Genomic DNA, 17,809 nt, shown 5'->3' on the forward strand with positions numbered 1-17,809 from the left:
AAAATAACCTCAAGCCATAGCCTGTTGCCCAGCAGCGGTTGTGGCTTTTTTGCGTCTAATCTCTCTCCCCAATCTAACCTTTTCACACATATTCAATCCTATCACTATTTACCCGAAAGCCCTTTATCTATAAGCTTAAATATAGGATATTCATCCAGCAGTAACCCTACAGAACCCATAGGAATGAGGATACAAAATGACAATTACACCCCATCAGCCTCTGGCGGCCCCGATTCAGGGTAAGCCCTTGTACGAGGAATACCGCATGGACCAGGTCCGTGTGTCCGATCCGTATATCGCGAACGCCTTTGCCAAGGAGATCGAATATCTGACCAGCTATGATCCAGACCGTCTGCTGGCGGGCTTCCGCGAGAACCGGGGACTGCCGAAGCGTGCCGACAAATATCCCGGCTGGGAGAACACAGAGATCCGCGGACACACGCTGGGCCACTATCTGTCGGCGCTGTCCCAGGCCTATGCCTGTACGCGGGATGACGCGCTGGCGTTCAGGCTGAACTATCTTCTGGGAGAGCTGGCCCTGTGCCAGCATGAGAGCGGTTACCTGTCCGCGTTCGAGGAACGCCTTTTCGATCATGTAGAGAACAAGCAGCCGGCCTGGGTCCCCTGGTATACGATGCACAAAATCATCGCCGGACTCACCGCGTCCTACTCTGCCACCGGCAGCCAAACGGCCTATGACCTCGCGGATACGCTCGGTGACTGGGTGTACCGCCGCACAGCCTCCTGGTCTGAAGAGGTTCATCAGCGTGTATTATCGGTGGAATACGGCGGGATGAATGACTGCCTGTACGACCTGTACAGAATCACCGGAAAAGCAGGCCATTTAAGCGCCGCACATAGCTTTGACGAGCTGACGCTGTTCACTCCTGTTCATGAGGGCAAGGATATTCTCAAGGGCAAGCACGCCAATACCACGATTCCGAAATTCCTCGGTGCGCTGAACCGTTACCGGACGCTCGGGGAGAGCGAAGCCTTTTATCTGGAAGCGGCGGTGCAGTTCTGGGAGATGGTTGTTCATCATCACAGCTACATCACCGGAGGGAACAGCGAATGGGAGCACTTCGGTGACCCGGATATGCTGGACCGGGAACGCTCCAACTTCACAGCGGAGACCTGCAACACCTACAATATGCTCAAGCTGACCCGCGAGCTGTTCAAACTCACGGGAGATACTCGTTACGCCGACTTCTACGAGAACACCTACCTGAATGCCATTGTGTCCTCACAACACCCACATACCGGGATGACGATGTATTTCCAGCCGATGGCGACCGGGTATTTCAAGGTCTACAGCTCGCCGTTCGAGCATTTCTGGTGCTGTACGGGAACCGGCATGGAGAGCTTCACCAAGCTGAATGACAGCCTGTATTTCCATGATGCGGACAGCATAGTGGTCAACCAGTACCTTAGCTCTACCCTGGATTCTGCTGCGCACGGCCTGATGCTGATCCAGTCGGCCAATCTGCCTTATAGCGATATTGTAGAGTTCAAGATCTCAGTGATGCAGCCTCAGACTCAGTCCACCACGCTGAAGCTTCGTCTGCCGGATTGGCTGGCCGCAGAACCTGAGCTTCTATTGAATGGGCAGCCTGTGAACTCAGCGGTCAGCGGAGGTTACCTCTTGACGGACAGAGTATGGGAAGACGGCGACACGCTTCAGCTCAAGCTGCCGATGAAGCTGACACATTTCAGCCTGCCGGATGCCCGTCAGGTGGTCGCGTTCAAGTATGGGCCGGTGGTGCTGAGCGCCGCTCTGGGCCAGAGTGACCTGTCCGTGTCTGCTACAGGAGTGGCTGTAAGTGTCCCGACCCGCAACATGCTGGTGAAGGACTTCATCACAACGGTGAACGAGAGCCCGCAGGAGTGGCTGGAGCAGCTTGCGGACCGCGTAGTCCGGCTGGAGCAGGAAGAACTGGCCTTTGCACTGCGGGGAACGGATGAGGATCAGCGGCTGGTCTTCACCCCGCATTATAAGCAGCATAGTGAGCGTTACGGCATCTACTGGCGTCTGGTAGAGGCGGATTCGGCTGAGCTGCAGAAGCATATTTTACAAGGGAAAATCCGGCAGCGTGTGCAGGACGCTACACTGGACAGCCTGCCTGTCGGCAATGATCAGTATGAGCTGGAGCATGGCATTGAGGGAGAGAACACCTCTGTAGCCACCTGGGACGGATATAACATCCGCAAAGCGGAGAACGGCGGCTGGTTCAGCTACCGGATGAAGGTGGCACCGCGCACGGACAACTACCTCTCAGTCACTTATTTCTCAGGAAATAATGGTAAGAAAATAGCGATTTATGTAGATGCGGAGCTAATTGCGAGCGAGGTCCTGCATACGGATGAAGCCCGCAGCTTCTACGAGCGGAGTTATCTGATTCCTGCTGAAGCGGTTGGCGGCAAGACTGAGGTGGAAGTCAAATTCGTGGTTCCGGGTAAGGAGAATGGCATCTTCGACCTGCTGCGCATGATGACCGGTTATGATCACAATGCCGGACTGCGCCAGCTTGCCTTCAGTGAAGGAACGTTGTCTACCTCCTTCAGCAGCGGCATAACCACGTATAGCCTGAGTGTTCCGCTAGCGGCACGCCTGGTACAACTGAACGTTACACCTCACCATCACAATGCCCTGGTCTATGCAGACGGGATTCTGATTGAGGATTCACTCCCGCGCGAGATCAAGCTGCCGCACAGCCGCACTGAGGTGAAGCTCACGGTCAAGGCGGAGGATCATGTCACCGTGCAGGAATATAAGCTTCAGATTGTGAAAGAATAACAGTTGGCATAATGCAATACACTGTTCCACACAAGGGTTATCTCGGATGCAGCTTCTGCTGTATTCAAGATAGCCCTTATTTGATATGGTAATAGGATAAGACTATTTCCACACCGAGGGGGATTATGACATGACTGCATTCACACTGCTGGTAGATAAGCCGGTACATCTGGAGATGACCGGCAAATTCGTGGCCCCCTCGGCGGAGTGGATTCACTTAAGCCGGATTTTGCAGGATTATGAGCTGATAGTTATGACCGAAGGCGTGCTCTACCTGGCGGGTGACAACCAGCAGTTCACCGTCTCCAAAGGCGAGTTCCTGCTCCTGCCTCCGCTTACCAGACAATACGGGTACAAGTCTTCAGACTGTAGCTTTTATTGGCTGCATTTTCATGCTGCGAACGGTAGTCAGACTGCGGGCCCCCCTCCGTCAAACGGCGACAAGGAAGAATATGTAATTCACCTACCTCAATACGGAACCCTGCGGAATGTCGAGAAAATCATCGTCATGATGAAGCAGCTCCAGGACTCGGTGCGGAGCTACAATCAGACGGTGCTGGGCAACTATATGTCTACCGTTATTCTGTGCGAGCTGTACAGCCAGACCCTGCCAACCGATGCCGATCCGTTCAAAAGAACCAAGCAGGAGCAGCTCTACAACGATATTGTAGATTACATCAAATGGAGCCGCAGCGAGCATATTAAGGTATCACAGATCGCCGCCTATTTCGGCTATAACGAGAAGTATCTCTCCCATCTGTTCACCGTCATCTCCGGGATCTCCCTGAAGCAATATATTCTGCAGCAGAAGATGGAGCTGGCGAAATTCCTGCTGACCGACACCAACCAGAACGTCAGCGAAGTGTCATTGCAGCTAGGCTATAAGGATTGCCATAATTTCATGAAATCGTTCAAAAAAATTGTCGGCCTTACTCCCACCGAGTTCCGCAACGCTTATGCCAAGCGCCTGCTGTTCTATGAATGAGCGTGAGAGCATTCGCCAGCTCCTGCCTCTTCTTCGCTCCCTCCACAGCCCTTCCAGAGACTAGGAATTTCTCTGGAATAGGCTGTGGATATTTTTTTGAGAGCATAATGAACTTTCCGGGCGGCTACGCACTCTTATCTGTGAAAGGGGTGAGCATATGAATATAAGACGTCTTGTCAGAGCCGCACAGCGCGGTAACAAAGAAGCATTATTAGAACTGATCCTAGCCGAACAGGACGCTTATTATCGTCTTGCCTATAGCTACATGAGGAATGAGCATGACGCGATGGATGTAATGGAGGATATGATCGTCACGCTCTATGAGAAGCTGGCGCAATTGAAGAAGAGTGAGGCCTTCTATAGCTGGAGTAAAACCATTCTGGTCAACCGCTGCAAAACGGTCCTCCGCAACCAGAACCGGTTCGTTCCCCTGGAGGAGGACGAGGCGCCGGAGCCTGCAATGGAGGCATGGACTGCCACTAACCCGTACCGCGATACCGAATCTGAAATGGATCTGTCCGTCCTGCTCGCACATTTGAATCCCCGACAGCGGGAGGCGATTGAACTGCGTTATGTCCACGATCTGCCGTATCAGACCATTGCCGATATCACCGAAGCGCCGGTCGGCACGATCAAGTCCAGAATATCGCAGGGAATACAGAAATTAAAAGCTATGATTGGAGGTGACCGTTATGAGAACGATCGAGGAGAGATTACAGGAGCATCAGCAGACCATGACGCCGTCAGAACTTGAAGGCAGATTGCGGAAGGCGCTGGAGCAGGCTCCGGTTAGACGGAAATCACGGGCTGGACGGACACGGACCTGGGCCGCCACAGCCGCCGCAGCCATGTTACTGACAGTGGGCGTCTATCAGTATCCGGCGTTGGCCTATTACGGCGGGAAGCTGTTCAGTCAGACTGAGCTGAATACAGTGAACTTCGCTCAAGTGGTTAAGCAGGGTTACGGACAAACGGTCAACCAAAGCAAAACACTTAAGGACGGGACCGTCTTCACCATCAAAGGTGTGATTGCAGACGATAATAATCTGCTGATGCTTTACAGTATACAGCTTCCGGCCGGCCGGGTGTTTGATGAGACGGCCTTCTCGAATTACTCCTTCAATAATATTAAAGGCTTGTTTACTGACTCTGATCCTATCGGAGGCGGCGGAGATTACAGCCCGGACAAGACCCGGTACGAGGGTGTTTACAAATTTGAGCCGGTCAGCCCTTTTTCCAGAAATTTAACCGTGAATTTCAATGCAAAGCTGACAAGCGGAGAACTGGTTCAATTCCCTATTTCTTTCAAATATGACCCGAACCTTGCCATGAAAAGCCTGCTCGTTGCGGATATTGACCAGGCTGTAGCGGTGGATCAGGGAACCGTCTACTATGACACGATTACGGCTTCTCCTACGTCAACCATCGTAAAGGGACATTATAAGATGGATAATGGAGAAAATCCAAGATTCTCTGCTGTAACCAAACTGTATGTGAATGGGACGGAAATGAATTCCCGGTCGATGCGGGGGACGAATTCCAGCAAAAAGGGAACCCCGGAATTTATAATTGAATACGATGTGCTGCCCACAGACAAGCTGCAAAGTGTTGAACTTGTACTGGATAATTTCAGCGGATATCAGAAGGTCGGGCAGCCGATCCCGCTGGCCTCACCCTCAGACCACTCCGTTACAGTCGGCGAGGAGAAACTCTGGATTCGCAGCGTCTCCCGGACTGCTGACGGCTATGATATTGTGGTCGCCGGGAAGCAGTTCACTATGCTGGATAAGGATACTTTGGCTGTTCAAGCCGGAGGAGCCGCCGTTCCCGTCAGTTCGATATCCGATTCCCGCCCGTGGGACCTCAAGAACGGTAATATCCTGTGGGAACGCACATACTCCTTCCAGACCACAGAGAAGCCGGAATTCCTGGAGATGGACGGCTTCCACTATATTAAGTTCTATAGACACACTATTCCGGTTCCTCTAGGGGACAAATAAAACAGTTCGTGCAGGAACGTAGTTAGCCGATGAAGGCAGCGGCTGATCAGAATCCAATAAAAGCCTTTAGCCCCACGCTGCAAGTGGGGCTAAAGGCTTCAAGTTTTTATAGGCTTTATATCTGCTGATCAGATGATTACTGCAAATAAGCTTTGGCGATCTCAAGCAATTCCTCCTTGGTAACCCCCTTGGTAGCCTCAATATAATAAACGATGTGGAAATCACTGCTGGGAAGATTGTGAATGAAACGAATCCCTTGGCTGCCGCTTGTATATAAGGAATATAGCATTTCAACACCATCGACTGTTATAGTCTCTGCTGACGGCTCCTCAGAATGGTGTATCGTTAACTTCTCATTCATTTTCATCGGCTGAACGAGAATCATTTGTCCCTCCCCTTTATACGTAACGATCATACTCCAGCCCTCTTTAGACACATCAAGCATTCTCATAGCATATCCATCTTTGGAATCCCGGGCTTCTTGCGCTAATTGTTCTGTCAATTCAGCTTCTTTCTGGTCGGTGAGCGGATCAGGATTATAGGTCAAAGCACCTGTAACAAAATCATATTTATCCTGCAGCCTATCATAAATAAGTGCGCCGGACTGCTTCAGCTCATCGCGAAGTGTAGCTGCATCCGAGAACCCGGATGCTGCTCCTCTCCTGATGTAAAGCTCTCCCTCAGTATTCTCTCCTGCCATATAGATTGCTGCTGCCTGGCCCGGCTGCAGCAAGTCGTTTCCTAGACCGTGTGCTTTTAAGCTGCGTAGCTGCTCTTCCTTCGTATAATCCGGAAAATTTGAATCCTCGAATTTCTTTTCCTCATAGATTACATCCCCTTTGTTGTTCGTGAGTGTAATCAGCTGTGTAGCCGCAAAGGCTGATGAAGCTAACAACAGTGATGCCAGTACGATAAGAGTACTCAGCTTATATTTAGAATAGAAGGTAACCCGTTTATTCATTTTCTCATCCTCCAATATATTCATCACAGCTTTCGTTACATCTGCCTCAGGAACTTTGACGTTATGAAATATGGTTCTGAGGTCTTGACTGCTGTCGTGATCCATCCGATATCCCTCCTGTAAGATGAGCATGATACTTTCTGAATTTAGCTGCCGTGCGTTCAAATTTCTTACGGAGACTGCTGCTGTTTTGCTGCATAATTTCTCCGATTTCCTTATAGCCCTTATCTTCCACACATCGCAGAATCAGCAGGCTTCGTTCCTCAGGTGTCAATTTGGACATTGCCCGCAGAACATGCTCATTGTAATAGTTATCCTCAATGGCTTGATCTACATGCTGATTCTGTTCATCGCTGCGATACAGGAATGGAAGATATTTACTTAACCTTCGCTTACGAATGGTGTCGATACAGCAGTTAGAGGCTATCGCATACAACCAGGCTTCAAAAGGCTTCTCCAGGTTGTATTGGCTTAACTTCCGGAATGTCTTAATAAATACCTCCTGCGTACAATCCTCCGCTTCTGTATAATGACCTAACATATGGTAACAATACGAAAAAATCCGTCTCTGATACCGGTGCATGATCTGTTCAAACTGAGCAGTATCCCCGTTGAGGATATCCGGGATGATCTGCTGCAGATCAGTTTCATCCATTTTCCCACCTCTTTCCTAAAGTCCCTGTGAACTCTTTATATTCTGTACTACGGATGAGCCCTGCCCTGATGTGACATCCCGGCTAATAAAGTTGAATCCGCGCAAGGTCAACTTCTCCAGGCTGAACCTATGTAAAAATAGAGGTAGCCAAGGACATCATCATAATGTCCTTGGCTACCTCTATTATAGTGTATTTCTAGGGAGTCAACCGCTTAAGCAGCGCCGCAATAGCCGCGTTCCTGATGCATTGAATGCTTCGGAGCTGCCGGATCTCCGTTTATTATCAGAACTTGCTCAGGCTATCCTTCACCGGCACCCCGAAATCCGGCGTGCCGTCCGCGTTCCACCGCAGGCGCTTGGCACGGGTGTGGCGGTTGGGGTCGTAGAGCGGGTCTCCGGTGATCTCCTTATAACTTCGGGCATGGTAGATCAGCACATCCTCGCCGTTCTCGTCCACTGTGAAGCTGTTATGACCCGGACCGTACTGCCCGTTCTCCTCACTGGTCTGGAACACCGGCTCGGGATGCTTGGTCCAGGATGCGGCGTCCAGCAGATCGCTGTCCTCGTCTGCGGTAAGCAGTCCCAGGCAATAGTTATGATCGGTGGCGCTGGCCGAGAAGCTCACGAAGATCCGGCCGCCCCGCTTCAGCACCGCAGCGCCTTCATTCACCTTGAAGCCGATGACCTCCCACGGATACTCCGGCGAAGAGATCATCGTCTGCGGACCCTTGAGCGTCCAGCCGTTCTCCATGGCTGAGATATACAGATTGGAGTTGCCGCCAATCTCAGGGTCCTTTTGCGCCCATACATAGTACTGTACTCCCTTATGCCCAAATGAGGTACCGTCCAAGGCAAAGGATTCCCAGGCCGTTTTTATCTGGCCCTTCTCCACCCACTCCCCTTGCAGCGGGTCCGCCGAAGTATTCTCCAGGGCGTACATCCGGTGGTCGAACAGCCCTTCCTTCGTCTCCGTGGTCCGGGCCGCCGCGAAGTAAATATACCATTTGCCGTCAATATAATGGATTTCGGGTGCCCAGATATTGGCGCTGAGCGGGCCGCTCTCATATTTGCGCCAGGCAACTACCGGCTGTGCTTCCCGAAGTCCCTCAATCGTTAACGCTCTGCGTACCTCAATCCGGTCGTACTCCGGCACGGAAGCGGTGAAATAGTAATAGCCGTCGGTATGCTTGTATATCCAGGGATCTGCACGCTGTTCGACAAGCGGGTTAGTGTACTCTCTATTTGTATTCATTATGGTTTCTCCTTTGGTCTTGAACTGGTGGCTGGTGGTCTCAGCCGGTATTTCGGTATTCCGAAGGAAGGGTCAGCCCTTCACTCCGGAGATGGCAACTGATTCAATAATTTGCTTTTGGAAAACAAGGAAGATAATCAGCATCGGCAGCAGGGCAATAATCGAAGCCGCCATAATCAGCGGATAGTCCGTCTGGATCGCATAGGTCGCATTGAAGTTGGCGATAACCAGCTGGAGGGTCTGCTTCTCCGGTGAATTCAGATAGATAATCGGAGACAGGTAGTCGTTCCAGATGCCCATGAACCACAGGATCAGCTGCGCTGCAACCGCCGGCTTGATAAGCGGGAAGGTAATCGAGCTGTACAGGCGGAAGTACGAGCTTCCGTCGATTTTGGCCGCTTCGATAATGGCATTCGGCACACTGCTCAGATACTGCCGCAGGAAGAAGATCATGACGATATTGCCGAACAAGCCCGGCACGATCAGCGGCAGCAGCGTATCAATCCAGCCCAGCTTCGAGAACATGAAGAACTGCGGAATCATAACTGCCGGATACGGAATCATCAGGGATGACAGCATCAGCAGGAATATTTTATTTTTACCCGGAAACCGCAATTTAGCAAACGAAAACGCCGCAAGACTGGAGGTGAACGTACCCACGATCGTTACTGTGACGGCGATAATCAAGCTGTTCTTGATCCCGCTCAGCAGCGGACCCGCTTCCCAGATCTCACTATATTTATCGAAATGGAACGGCCGCGGAATCCACACCGGAGGCAGGGCGAACACATCCTGCTTATCCTTGAATGAGGTGGACAGCATCCAGAGCAACGGGCCGATCATGAACACCGCGCCGATTAAAAGTAGAACAAAGATAATGCTATGCGTAACTCTTCTTCTGCTCGTCATATTTATGGTCTCCTCCCTCTTCAGTTAATCGACATCGAACGATTGCTTCTCGTTCATTCGGAATTGGATAAGAGTCACAACAAATATGAACACGCCGAGGAATACCGCCATAGCAGAGGCATAGCCCATCTGGAAGTTGCCGAAGGCTTTTTGCCAAATGTAGAACACCACGGAGGCTGAAGCATATTCAGGCCCGCCTGTAGGGGTCATAATGTTCATCTCGGTAAAAATTTGCGATCCTCCAATAATGTTGGTCACGATGATGAAAAAGGTTACCGGGCGCACCATCGGCCAGGTGATATGCCAGAAGGACTTGAAGCCGCTGGCTCCGTCCAGCTCCGCCGCTTCATAATAAGATCTGGAGACACTCTGCAGCGCCGCCAGATAGAGCAGCATCGTATAACCGAGGCCCTTCCATACCGCCATAATGATCAGCGCCGGCTTGACCGTATATTTATTCGCCATCCAGTTCGGCCCGCTGATTCCGAAGAGATCAAGGAACTGGTTGACGAGACCATAATCACCGTTATAGGCCCAGTTCCACATGATCGATACTGCGGCCAGAGAAGAAATGACCGGAACATAATAGATGACCCGGAACGCTGTAGTCCCGGGCACCCCCCGGTTAAGCCCAAGCGCCAGCAGCAGCGCCAGCGTAATGCCAATCGGAATGCCAAGCATCATAAACAAAGTATTGAATAAGGCCTTATGGAACAGCTCATCCGACCACAGATCCTTGAAGTTGCCGAGGCCGATGAAGTTCATCTGGCCGAGCCCATCCCAATCCGTGAATGAGCCATAGATCGAATAGATCATCGGATACAGTGTAAAAATCAGCAGTCCCAGCAGCGGAGGCAGGATAAACAGAAATCCGTAGATTTTCTCCTTGCGGTACAGACCCAGCTTAGTGTTCATTAGAATCACCTCAAATTCGGATAGTCTATAACTTTCCCCACAAAGTGATGCATCAGCTCCGATGAGTATTCAGATACTTTGCGGGGTCCCCAAAATATATACAAGTTCATCTCAGAATAAAGTGATGCCGGCCCGCTGTTACAGGAGACCGAGCATCACTTTGTATGCTGGATAAGAACGATGCGTACCGCTTATTTCTTGGATTTCGCCTCTTGCTCAACCGCTTTATCCAGCAGCTTCTGCATCTTCGGCTGTTCCGTCTTCACATACTCCTCAGGGGTAACCTTGCCGTCAAGCACTGGCTGGATGTCCGTGTAGAACAGGTTATACCATTCAGCATTGTACGTGTAGTGGCCAGGCAGCACCCGTCCATATTCATTCACGACCTGGAGGAATTCTTCCTTGTTCGCCGGTTTGGTCGTAGTATCAGCAGCCCATTCCTTAGCCATATCCATCAGGTTCGGAATTTGCACCTTAGCCTTCACCAACGCTTCCATTCCCTCCTTGGAGGCCGTCAGATAGTTGATCAGATCCACGGCTTCATCGGGATGCTTGGTTTTGGCGGAAGCACCGATACCGAGTGAGCCGGTCCATGTGGCGGATTTGCCTGTAGAGCCGGCAGGATATGGAATCAGGTCATAATCGAAGGGAAGCTTCTCGTAAGTGCTCATATCCCAAGGACCTACAGGGAAGAAGGCCATTTCACCTTTCATCCAGCGCTGGTAGGTATCCAGAGTCTGAGCTTGTTCCGTTGATGGCGTAATTCCGTATTTAAGCTGCATGTCAGTGAAAAATTGCAGGGCTTCGATAAACTTCGGATCATCAATCGTAACCTTGGTCTTAGTCGCATCCAGCCAGTCCGCCCCGTTGCTCCAGACGAAGGAAGGCAAGGCCCACTGCACGTTGAAGCCTGCGCCGAATTGATCCAGCTTGCCGTCCCCGTCCTTGTCAATCGTCAGCTGCTGGGCGACTTTGATGAATTCATCCCAGGTGTACGGTTTGTCTTTGTCCGGCAGCGGGATACCCGCAGCTTCGAACATGGTCTTATTATAGCCGAGTGCAAAAGGGCCTACGTCCTTGGGCATCCCGTACAGATTGCCTTGCCCTGCCATGGTGCCGTCGTAACGGTACAGATCCACGCCATATTTCCAGATATTATTCAAATCAATGTTAGGGTTCTTCTCCACATAGCTGGTCAGGTCCAGCAGCACACCGCTGTTCACATAAGCCTTCAGATCACCGGATTCAAAATAGAATACGTCCGGAACGCTGTTTCCCGTAATAGAGGCTTTCAGCTTAGTCGCATATTGATCCGCCGCAGTCACAACGATCTTAACCTTGACGTTTGGATGATCGGCTTCATATTTTTTCACTACACCCTCATAGGCCTTCTGCTCATCGGTTCCCCCGCGGAACATAAAGGTAAGATTCTTGGTTTCCTTGGAATCCTTGCTCCCGGCATTCGCCGTAGCTTCGCTTCCGCTATTGCCCCCGGACGATGCATTGTTCTTCCCGCCGCAGCCTGTAAGTACAACCGATACCATCAGAACCAACGACAGCAGTGTGAACCAGCCCTTTTTCTTTAACACTGTAACCCCTCCTAGGATTTGCTGAGCAATTCAATTGATACAATCTATATAGAAGAACTAGGGAACCTCACCGGCTCTGTTAGTTCAAGCTACCGCATGATGTACTATATTTCACACTTTAATCAAATAATTGAGAAACAATTGAATGTATTCGCTTACAGGTATAAAATAGCATATATAAAGTGGAGTGTAAATATAAAAGTTAAATCTTTTTAAAGATATTCAAACTAAACGTTGTAAATTGTCTTTTTACTGAAAAAAATCATTTAATATTGACTTAACCGCGCATTAAGTATTCATATTTATGTAAAACAAACAGTCTTAAACTTTTGCTTTTAACTTAAATTTAATCGTTTTCTACAAAAAAAGGCAGAATACTTTCCTTTTAGGGTGGGTTAGTTTATAATTTTATAAAATAGTTTCGATTCTCATGACCTCAGTGGAAGAAGGTATTCTAAATATGATTTATATTAAAGATCTGATGAGCGGGATTGATATCTTCAAGGCGCTCAGCTCGGAAATCCGCATTCAGATTCTTGAGCTGCTGGCGACCAATCAGGCCCTGAATCTCAACGAAATTGCCAAGAAGCTGAATCTCAGCAACGGGGCCATTACAATGCATATCAAGAAGCTGGAGGAGAGCGGCTTAATTGAGATCAATACGGCCGTAGGCAAACACGGAATTCAAAAGGTCTGCTACCTGAATAAAGATAAGCTGATGGTGGATCTGCGCAGCAAGGATGTCGATAATCTGTACGAGGTCGAGATTCAGGTGGGCCATTACAGTAATTATCAGGCTGTTCCGACCTGCGGTCTGGCCACCAAGGACAGCATCATCGGGGACTTCGACGAGCCGCGTTACTTCGCCGATCCCCAGCGGATCGATTCCGAGATTATCTGGATGGCCGAAGGCTTCCTGGAGTACCGCATCCCTAACTATCTCAAAGCCAACCAGACCTTCCGGGAAATCCAGTTCTCCATGGAGATCGGCTCCGAGGCTCCCGGGTTCAGCGACAATTACCCCTCGGATCTGTACTTCTATGTGAACGGAATTGAGATCGGCTTCTGGACCAGCCCCGGGGACTTCGGCGATGCACGCGGCACCTTCAACCCGGACTGGTGGCCACCCCACCTTAACCAGTATGGCATGCTGAAGCTGATCCGCATTAACCAGGAGGGCAGCTTCATTGACGGCTGCCGCATCTCAGACATCACCTTGGATGACATTAAGCTGGATTACAAGAGCGAACTGACCTTCCGCATTGCCGTCACCGACAAGCCGGTTAACAAACGCGGCTTGACCATTTACGGCAAGCACTTCGGCAATTACAGCCAGGATCTGCTGGCGCGTGTGCTCTATAATGTGCATGAGGTCGAAGATCCTGCCGGCCGGCCGGCGACCACAGCGGGAGTGGCTGATTGACTGTTTATGACAGATAGCCGCCTCCCTGCCGCCGCTGGCATAAACTCTAAGTATAATTGTTCCCTCCGTAACCCACACTAACGAATGTCTTTCAAACTACCGTGAGGGAGTGTTTCGAATGCGTGAAGGGATGATACCCGCCGTACTGGGGACCGTAGTTACTGCTTCGAGTGCAGCTTTTCTGGGAAGCAGATATAAGATCGCGGCAACCGGCATTCTTGGATTTGGTCTGGCGCATATTGTACTCGGCACCATCGATTTGTTCGAACACCGGTAAGCCTGCTTGAAAGATGACCGGACCGTATCCTTCGGATAGGGTCCGGTTTGCTATGTCTTGCAGATTAGAACGGCTGATGCGTCCCTTGTACATATGGTACTTGTACATCTGCCTCACTCGCCCTCGCATCAGCACATCGCGCCGATTGTATGCTGTTTTCCACATACATTTTGTCCATGTACCTCAGCAGCGCCCATTGTATGCTGTTTTCCACATACATTTTGTCCATGTACCTCAGCAGCGCCGATTGTATGCTGTTTTCCACATATATTTTGTCCATATGACCCAGCAGCGCCGATTGTATGCTGTTTTCCACATACATTTTGTCCATGTACCTCAGCAGCAGCGCCGATTGTATGCTGTTTTCCACATACATTTGGTCCATGTACCTCAGCAGCGCCGATTGTATGGTGTTTTTCACATACATTTGGTCCATGCACCTCAGTTGTGCCGATTGTATGCTGTTTTCCACACACATTTGATCCATATCAAGATCAAAGAAGGCCCTTACCTAATTCAGGTAAGGACCTCCAATACAACCTCAACCATATATGAAGCTCTAAAGAATTCAACAAGAAGCAAAAAGGAACGGAGGGGAAATTTGGAACTGTAGGAGCGGTAGCGTCCGCCTTTGTCTGCGGATTTCTACCGCGAACAGCAGTATTAAATCATGAAATCTGCAGACAACAGCGGCCGTAAGTCCAAATGTTCACCGCAGTGACGATTACGCTTCAAGTTCTCATCTGTGCTCTATACAATAAAGAACTCTGTTGACCAGCGGCTAAAAGTCCAAATGTTCTCCGCAGTGACGATTACGCTTCAAGTTTTCTTTAGCAGCTTCATTTCACAGCCACATAGAACAGCCGCTGCGCCGAATCATCCGCCGCCACCCACTCGAAGTCCGCATACACCGACACCTCGCTGAATCCGGCGGCAAGCAGCTCCTGCTTCATCCACTCCGGGTCATAGGCACGCTGGGTATGAGTCTCTTCGAAGCGCCGGTACGTGTCTGAACGGCCCTCCTCGCGGGCGAAGATGGACAGGTGATGCTCAATCTCCCGGCGCGGCACATCCAGCTCACAGGTCCAGATGTAGGATACCTCCGGCTCATCCAGTACAAAAGGCTGCTCTTCCTCATAGCGGATCAGCGTGTTCGGATGATGCACATCGAACAAGAAGGTCCCGCCTGGCTTCAGTCCGTCATATGTACTGGAGAACACAGACCGGATGTCCTGCTCCTCCAGCACATAGTTCAGGCAGTCGCAGAAGGAGATGACGGCGTCTACCGGCTCCGGCAGCTCCCATTCCTTCATGTTCTGCTGAACCCACTGCACACTGCCCTCCCGCAAAAAGCGCCGTCCCTGCGGCTGCTGCTCCAGCTTACGCTGGGCAACGGACAGCATGTCCGAAGAAAGATCAATCCCCGTCATGTGGTAACCTGCCCCCGCCAGCGGAATCGTCAGGCTGCCGGTACCACAGCCGAGTTCGGCTACCGTGCGCGGCTTGCCGTATTTGCCCCATGCCGTCTCGGCAAAGGCCAGCCAATCCGGATACGGCATATCCGCCATAAGCGCATCGTATACATAAGCAAATTTGCCATAGGAAGACACTGCGTACACCGCTTTCTCTATACTATTGATTGTCAGAATCGCTGTCCGGTCCGGCCTGCTCCTCTTCGCGGGCAGCCAGATAGGTCCAGTTCTCCTTCTGGACAACCATCCCTTCCTTCATCAGCTTGCCAAGCGCGCGCTTGAACGCTGATTTACTGATGCCGAAGCGCTGCTTGATAATATCGGGAGGTGTAGCATCCGAATATGGCATTCCGCCGCCTGGACGGGAAGCCAGAAAATCCAGCAGAGCCGCCGAATCCACATCACGGCCCACTTCCTTGCGGTGGCCCATGCTAAGGTTGACGCGGCCATCCTCACGGATATGGGCCACGCGCGCTTCAATCACTTCACCCAGACGCAGCAAGCGAACGCGTTCAGAGGAGTGGACCATACCGATGATGCCGAAGCCGAGCACACCGGCATCTACAAGCACGAAGGTGCCCATCTGCAGCGGCTTGTATACCCGGGCAGTGACCGTCTGCCCCTGCCACGATTCCGGTGCAGGCAAGGCCAGCGGCGCAAGCTCCTGCTCTCCGGCCAGCTTGGCACGGAGACGTCCCTGCTTGTCATGCTCCATAATTGCGAAGACCTTGTCGCCAATCTGCGGACGCAGCTCCACCAGCTCAGGAAGCTCGCTGAGCGGCAGCAGCAGCTGCCGTCCAAGCCCCATCTCCAGAAAGCAGCCCAGCCGGGGATGGATATCCGCCACTTCAAGCAGCGCCATCTCGCCAAGCGTCAGATAAGGCTTCTTCATCGTTGCCGCAGGACGGTCCTCGGTATCGAAGAAGAGGAAGACCTCCACCTTGTCGCCGATCTTCGGCTTGCTGCCCACAAGCTCGGTGTAATGAAGCATGATATCCTGGTCACCTGCGCTCAGGAAGTATCCGTAAGGGGATACCTCCCGCATCACTTCAAGCGTAACCGTAGTTCCTGCAATCAGACTCATACCGTCTCCACGACCTTGGCATCCGACCACAGACGCTCAATATTGTAATATTCACGTTCATCGCGGTGGAAGACATGGACGATCACATCGCCAAGGTCCATCAGTACCCAGCGTGCGGCATCCATCCCCTCAATGCCTTTGATCATTCCGCCAGCTTCATGAACAACCTTGCGCACCTCAGTGGCAATTGCCTGAACCTGGGTATCGGAATTACCGTGGCAGATGATGAAATAATCGCTGATCGGCGACACACTGCGCAGATCGAGGGCCACCACATTCATTGCTTTTTTATCCTGAACGGCGTGTAACGCCAGTTCAAACAGCTTGTTTGATTGTACACTCATAGTTTATCCTCCAATGTTCTAACTAAATCGTTGCGCGCCAGCACCGTAAGCGGAAATACGACCCGGCGCTTCTCCAGCAGTACGCGTATAGTGGAGTCCAGTCCGGCAATCAGCCCTTCCTCCAGGCTTACCTTCGATAGCCTGCGGATCTCCTCCACACCGGGGAAGTCCCGTCCAGGCTCAATATAATCAGCCAGACAGACGATCCGCTCCAGCAGGCCCATGTTCTCCCGGCCCGAGGTATGGTAACGGATCGCATCCAGTACCTCCGAATCCGTAATGCCATAATCATGCTCGGCGGTATAAGCACCAACCTCAGCATGCCATAGCTGCTTGTCATATTTCAAAAGCTCAGCGGATAATCCGTTCTGTTCAATGATCTCCCGCATCCGTTCCACCGGCCAATATTTGGCCACATCATGCAGGATGGCGGCGGTCTCGGCCCGCTGCGGGTCAGCGCCATACCGCTGCGCCAGCTTCACAGCAGACTCCATCACACCGAGTGTATGCTTCCAGCGTTTGTCCGGCATCTGGCCGGAGACCGCCTCAATCAGCGCTTCACGGCTGTACTCCATACAATCCACTCCTTTGAACATATTCATATACAGCATCCGGAACCATATAGCGGATCGACTTTCCTTCGGCGGCCCGGGCTCTGAGCATGGTGGAGGAGAGATCGACCAGCGGCATATCCGCCAGCAGCACTTTACCGGCAATGAACTCCGGCAGCAGTCCCAGATCCAGCGGAGTGCCCGGACGTCCCACACCGATGAAGGTCAACCGCTGCACCAGCTCTTCGATCCCCTGCCACTTGGGAAGATACTGAACCATATCCGCACCCACGATGAAAAAGAATTCATGCTGCGGATACTCCTCCTGCAGACTAATCACCGTCTCCAGCGTATAGGATACTCCGCCCCGCACGATTTCCCAGTCAAGAATGCCAAAGGAAGGGTGATTCTTCACCGCTCCCTCCACCATAGCCAGCCGTTCTTCACCGGTTGCCCCGGCCTCATGCTTATGAGGCGGAATATGCGAAGGCATGAACCAGACCTCCTGCAGACTGTAGCTCTCGCGCGCCGTCTCAGCAGCCATCATATGGCCGATATGCAGAGGATCGAAGGTCCCTCCCATTATGCCTACTCTCAA

Annotated in this window: 18 protein-coding genes; 6 read left to right on the top strand and 12 right to left on the bottom strand. The window is 51.4% G+C overall.

Annotated elements, in window-relative coordinates; translation table 11 throughout:
* Nucleotides 1-196 precede the first annotated feature (196 nt).
* From MKY64_RS18930 to MKY64_RS18945, 4 genes are all read left to right on the top strand, one after another.
* Complete coding sequence (locus MKY64_RS18930) at nucleotides 197-2,794, top strand: beta-L-arabinofuranosidase domain-containing protein (RefSeq protein WP_340955028.1); 2,598 nt, start codon at nucleotides 197-199, stop codon at nucleotides 2,792-2,794.
* 130 nt (nucleotides 2,795-2,924) lie between these two features.
* Entirely contained in the window at nucleotides 2,925-3,779 is an 855-nt protein-coding gene (locus MKY64_RS18935) for an AraC family transcriptional regulator (RefSeq protein ID WP_340955030.1), read from the top strand.
* 157 nt (nucleotides 3,780-3,936) lie between these two features.
* Nucleotides 3,937-4,533 carry a sigma-70 family RNA polymerase sigma factor gene (locus tag MKY64_RS18940; RefSeq protein WP_340955032.1) on the top strand — a complete coding sequence of 199 codons (597 nt, stop codon included), beginning with the start codon at nucleotides 3,937-3,939 and terminating at the stop codon, nucleotides 4,531-4,533.
* Nucleotides 4,472-5,779, top strand: coding sequence for a DUF4179 domain-containing protein (locus MKY64_RS18945; protein ID WP_340955035.1), 1,308 nt, complete (start codon nucleotides 4,472-4,474; stop codon nucleotides 5,777-5,779). The genes MKY64_RS18940 and MKY64_RS18945 overlap by 62 nt, the downstream gene beginning before the upstream one ends.
* Nucleotides 5,780-5,915: 136 nt before the next feature.
* On the opposite strand, the gene MKY64_RS18950 is transcribed toward MKY64_RS18945, so the two are convergent.
* The 6 genes from MKY64_RS18950 to MKY64_RS18975 all read right to left on the bottom strand — a co-directional run bounded on the left by MKY64_RS18950 (nucleotide 5,916) and on the right by MKY64_RS18975 (nucleotide 12,060).
* Nucleotides 5,916-6,740: a hypothetical protein gene (locus MKY64_RS18950; protein WP_155991451.1), complete on the bottom strand. Its 825-nt coding sequence runs from the start codon at nucleotides 6,738-6,740 to the stop codon at nucleotides 5,916-5,918.
* 61 nt (nucleotides 6,741-6,801) lie between these two features.
* Nucleotides 6,802-7,395, bottom strand: a complete 594-nt coding sequence (locus tag MKY64_RS18955) for an RNA polymerase sigma factor (protein WP_036725686.1) — start codon at nucleotides 7,393-7,395, stop codon at nucleotides 6,802-6,804.
* 283 nt (nucleotides 7,396-7,678) lie between these two features.
* Nucleotides 7,679-8,647, bottom strand: a complete 969-nt coding sequence (locus tag MKY64_RS18960; RefSeq protein WP_340955038.1) for a glycoside hydrolase family 43 protein — start codon at nucleotides 8,645-8,647, stop codon at nucleotides 7,679-7,681.
* Nucleotides 8,648-8,719: 72 nt separating this feature from the next.
* Nucleotides 8,720-9,556: a carbohydrate ABC transporter permease gene (locus tag MKY64_RS18965; protein WP_076155496.1), complete on the bottom strand. Its 837-nt coding sequence runs from the start codon at nucleotides 9,554-9,556 to the stop codon at nucleotides 8,720-8,722.
* 24 nt (nucleotides 9,557-9,580) lie between these two features.
* Nucleotides 9,581-10,471 (bottom strand): carbohydrate ABC transporter permease, encoded by an 891-nt coding sequence (locus MKY64_RS18970; RefSeq protein ID WP_036725691.1) that lies wholly within the window; start codon nucleotides 10,469-10,471, stop codon nucleotides 9,581-9,583.
* Between the two features lie 191 nt (nucleotides 10,472-10,662).
* Nucleotides 10,663-12,060, bottom strand: coding sequence for an ABC transporter substrate-binding protein (locus MKY64_RS18975; protein ID WP_036725692.1), 1,398 nt, complete (start codon nucleotides 12,058-12,060; stop codon nucleotides 10,663-10,665).
* 460 nt (nucleotides 12,061-12,520) lie between these two features.
* On the opposite strand from MKY64_RS18975, the gene MKY64_RS18980 reads away from it, so the two are divergent.
* The gene (locus tag MKY64_RS18980; RefSeq protein WP_209878121.1) at nucleotides 12,521-13,483 is read left to right on the top strand and encodes an ArsR/SmtB family transcription factor; all 963 of its coding nucleotides are present in this window, start codon (nucleotides 12,521-12,523) and stop codon (nucleotides 13,481-13,483) included.
* A gap of 118 nt (nucleotides 13,484-13,601) precedes the next feature.
* Entirely contained in the window at nucleotides 13,602-13,760 is a 159-nt protein-coding gene (locus MKY64_RS18985; protein WP_036725695.1) for a hypothetical protein, read from the top strand.
* Nucleotides 13,761-13,824: 64 nt separating this feature from the next.
* Here the strand turns inward: MKY64_RS18985 and MKY64_RS18990 are convergent, their stop codons facing one another.
* From MKY64_RS18990 to MKY64_RS19015, 6 genes are all read right to left on the bottom strand, one after another.
* The gene (locus tag MKY64_RS18990) at nucleotides 13,825-14,187 is read right to left on the bottom strand and encodes a hypothetical protein (RefSeq protein WP_340955039.1); all 363 of its coding nucleotides are present in this window, start codon (nucleotides 14,185-14,187) and stop codon (nucleotides 13,825-13,827) included.
* A 412-nt stretch (nucleotides 14,188-14,599) separates the two neighbouring features.
* Nucleotides 14,600-15,370 carry a class I SAM-dependent DNA methyltransferase gene (locus tag MKY64_RS18995; RefSeq protein ID WP_340958127.1) on the bottom strand — a complete coding sequence of 257 codons (771 nt, stop codon included), beginning with the start codon at nucleotides 15,368-15,370 and terminating at the stop codon, nucleotides 14,600-14,602.
* A 22-nt stretch (nucleotides 15,371-15,392) separates the two neighbouring features.
* Nucleotides 15,393-16,316, bottom strand: coding sequence for a CvfB family protein (locus MKY64_RS19000; RefSeq protein ID WP_340955040.1), 924 nt, complete (start codon nucleotides 16,314-16,316; stop codon nucleotides 15,393-15,395).
* Entirely contained in the window at nucleotides 16,313-16,660 is a 348-nt protein-coding gene (gene rsfS, locus MKY64_RS19005) for a ribosome silencing factor (RefSeq protein ID WP_036725699.1), read from the bottom strand. Before rsfS ends, MKY64_RS19000 begins: the two co-directional genes overlap by 4 nt.
* Nucleotides 16,657-17,235: a bis(5'-nucleosyl)-tetraphosphatase (symmetrical) YqeK gene (gene yqeK, locus MKY64_RS19010; protein WP_339257359.1), complete on the bottom strand. Its 579-nt coding sequence runs from the start codon at nucleotides 17,233-17,235 to the stop codon at nucleotides 16,657-16,659. The genes rsfS and yqeK overlap by 4 nt, the downstream gene beginning before the upstream one ends.
* Nucleotides 17,219-17,809, bottom strand: a complete 591-nt coding sequence (locus MKY64_RS19015) for a nicotinate-nucleotide adenylyltransferase (RefSeq protein ID WP_340955042.1) — start codon at nucleotides 17,807-17,809, stop codon at nucleotides 17,219-17,221. The genes yqeK and MKY64_RS19015 overlap by 17 nt, the downstream gene beginning before the upstream one ends.

The organism is Paenibacillus sp. FSL R7-0210, from assembly GCF_038009085.1.
GTDB lineage: Bacteria > Bacillota > Bacilli > Paenibacillales > Paenibacillaceae > Paenibacillus_AQ > Paenibacillus_AQ silagei.